The organism is Nocardioides pelophilus, from assembly GCF_014180685.1.
Classification (GTDB): domain Bacteria; phylum Actinomycetota; class Actinomycetes; order Propionibacteriales; family Nocardioidaceae; genus Nocardioides; species Nocardioides pelophilus.
On the sequence record NZ_JACEHF010000254.1, the window covers coordinates 1 to 3,436 of the forward strand.

Sequence of the window (3,436 nt, forward strand, 5' to 3'; positions counted from 1 at the left end):
ATGTCCGGCGGCGTCCTACTCTCCCACAGCCTCTCGGTTGCAGTACCATCGGCGCTGGCAGGCTTAACTTCCGGGTTCGGGATGGGTCCGGGTGTTTCCCTGTCGCTATGGCCGCCGTAACTCTTGTACCCCTGTTGTGCACAACGGTGTTGGTTGTGTTGGGGTTGGATTGTGTGGACGCGTGTTTGTGTGTTGCGCGGTTCGTTGAGTTGTGTGTTGTCTTGCTCTGTTTGCGCACATCGCCCCTGTGGGCACAACGTTTGTTGGTTGTGTTGGGGGTTTGTGTGGCAAGTGTTCGGCCTATTAGTACCGGTCGGCTGGGCATTGCTGCTGTACACCTCCGGCCTATCAACCCAATAGTCTGTTGGGGGCCTTACACCCTCGAGGGGTGGGGAAACCTCATCTTGAAACGTGCTTCCCGCTTAGATGCCTTCAGCGGTTATCACTTCCGAACGTAGCTAACCAGCCCTGCACCTGGCGGTACAACTGGCACACCAGAGGTTCGTCCATCCCGGTCCTCTCGTACTAGGGACAGCCTTTCTCAAGTTTCCTACGCGCGCGGCGGATAGGGACCGAACTGTCTCACGACGTTCTAAACCCAGCTCGCGTGCCGCTTTAATGGGCGAACAGCCCAACCCTTGGGACCTACTCCAGCCCCAGGATGCGACGAGCCGACATCGAGGTGCCAAACCATCCCGTCGATATGGACTCTTGGGGAAGATCAGCCTGTTATCCCCGGGGTACCTTTTATCCGTTGAGCGACACCCCTTCCACATGGTGGTGCCGGATCACTAGTTCCGACTTTCGTCCCTGCTCGACATGTCTGTCTCACAGTCAAGCTCCCTTGTGCACTTACACTCGTCACCTGATTGCCAACCAGGCTGAGGGAACCTTTGAGCGCCTCCGTTACATTTTAGGAGGCAACCGCCCCAGTTAAACTACCCATCAGGCACTGTCCCTGAACCAGATCATGGCCCTAGGTTAGACATCTAGTACGACCAGAGTGGTATTTCAACGTTGACTCCACAACCACTGGCGTGGCCGCTTCAAAGTCTCCCACCTATCCTACACAAGCCGAACCAAACACCAATGCCAAACTATAGTAAAGGTCCCGGGGTCTTTCCGTCCTGCCGCGCGTAACGAGCATCTTTACTCGTAGTGCAATTTCGCCGAGTCCATGGTTGAGACAGCGCCCAAGTCGTTACTCCATTCGTGCAGGTCGGAACTTACCCGACAAGGAATTTCGCTACCTTAGGATGGTTATAGTTACCACCGCCGTTTACTGGGGCTTAAATTCTGAGCTTCGACTTGCGTCTAACCCGTCCTCTTAACCTTCCAGCACCGGGCAGGAGTCAGTCCGTATACATCGTCTTACGACTTAGCACGGACCTGTGTTTTTAGTAAACAGTCGCTTGGGCCTGGTCTCTGCGACCTCCTCCGCTTCCCCAGCAAGTGGGTACACGGATCGGGTCCCCCTTCTCCCGAAGTTACGGGGGCATTTTGCCGAGTTCCTTAACCATGGTTGTCTCGATCGCCTTGGTATTCTCTACCTGATCACCTGAGTCGGTTTGGGGTACGGGCGGCTCGTGGCTCGCTAGAGGTTTTTCTCGACAGCATAGGATCACCCACTTCCCCCATACGGGGTCGGCATCACATCTCAGACTTGCCTCGCGGCTGCGACCCGGATTTGCCTAGGTCACGTCCTACATGCTTACCCACGCTCTACCATCGGCGTGGTTGGGCTACCTTCCTGTGTCACCCCATCGCTTGACTACTACCGGATCGGATCCCACGCTCCGCACACCCGCCTCACCCCGAAGGGATCGGTCAGGCGTGTTTCGGGTGGTTAGCATCACCGGGCTCGTCATGGGCGCCACTTCGCCGGTACGGGAATATCAACCCGTTGTCCATCGACTACGCCTGTCGGCCTCGCCTTAGGTCCCGACTTACCCAGGGCAGATTAGCTTGACCCTGGAACCCTTGATCATTCGGCGCACGGGTTTCTCACCCGTGATTCGCTACTCATGCCTGCATTCTCACTCGTGTGCCGTCCACCACTAGATCACTCTGTGGCTTCACCCCGCACACGACGCTCCCCTACCCACCCACACCCCTGAACCAAGATCAAGTCCGGCTTGGGTATTGTGTGAGTGCCATGGCTTCGGCGGGCGGCTTGAGCCCCGCTACATTGTCGGCGCGGAATCACTTGACCAGTGAGCTATTACGCACTCTTTCAAGGGTGGCTGCTTCCAAGCCAACCTCCTGGTTGTCACTGCGACTCCACATCCTTTTCCACTTAGCCGCCCCTTAGGGGCCTTAGCCGATGGTCTGGGCTGTTTCCCTCTCGACTACGAACCTTATCGCCCGCAGTCTCACTGCCACGCTCTCACTTACCGGCATTCGGAGTTTGGCTAACGTCAGTAACCTGGTCGGGCCCATCGGCTATCCAGTGCTCTACCTCCGGCAAGAAACACGCAACGCTGCACCTAAATGCATTTCGGGGAGAACCAGCTATCACGGAGTTTGATTGGCCTTTCACCCCTATCCACAGGTCATCCCCTCCATTTTCAACTGAAGTGGGTTCGGTCCTCCACGCCGTCTTACCGGCGCTTCAACCTGCCCATGGATAGATCACTCCGCTTCGGGTCTAGAGCGTGCGACTCAATCGCCCTATTAGGACTCGCTTTCGCTACGGCTACCCCACACGGGTTAACCTCGCCACACACCGCTAACTCGCAGGCTCATTCTTCAAAAGGCACGCCATCACCCGAACAAGTCAGGCTCTGACGGATTGTAGGCGCATGGTTTCAGGTACTATTTCACTCCCCGCCAGGGGTACTTTTCACCTTTCCCTCACGGTACTTGTCCGCTATCGGTCATCGAGAAGTATTTAGGCTTAACGGGTGGTCCCGCCAGATTCACACACCATTCCAGGAGTGGCATGTTACTTGGGAAACACTTACGGAGTCGCCAACTTACGTCTACGGGGCTATCACCCGCTACGGCACCGCTTTCCAACGGACTTCGACCTCATCAACGATTTCTTACTCCGCACACCATCAGCAGCTGGCGCACAAATGCTCCCACAACCCCCCACACGCAACCCCTGCCAGGTATCACACGTATGAGGTTTAGCCTGATCCGATTTCGCTCGCCACTACTCTCGGAATCACTATTGTTTTCTCTTCCTGCCGGTACTGAGATGTTTCACTTCCCGACGTTCCCTCCACACACCCTATTTCATTCAGGTGCAGGTAACTGGACATAACTCCAGCTGGGTTTCCCCATTCGGACATCCCCGGATCAACGCTCGGTTGCCAACTCCCCAGGGCATATCGCAGGCTCCCACGTCCTTCATCGGCTCTCGATGCCAAGGCATCCACCATGCGCCCTTACCAACTTGCCACACAAACCACCAACACACACAACAAACAAC

General features: G+C 56.2%; 2 rRNA genes. Both read right to left on the reverse strand.

What is annotated here, in order from left to right:
• Positions 1-2 precede the first annotated feature (2 nt).
• A 5S ribosomal RNA gene (gene rrf, locus H0488_RS22420) occupies positions 3-119 on the reverse strand.
• A 164-nt stretch (positions 120-283) separates the two neighbouring features.
• A 23S ribosomal RNA gene (locus tag H0488_RS22425) occupies positions 284-3,406 on the reverse strand.
• Positions 3,407-3,436 lie beyond the last annotated feature (30 nt).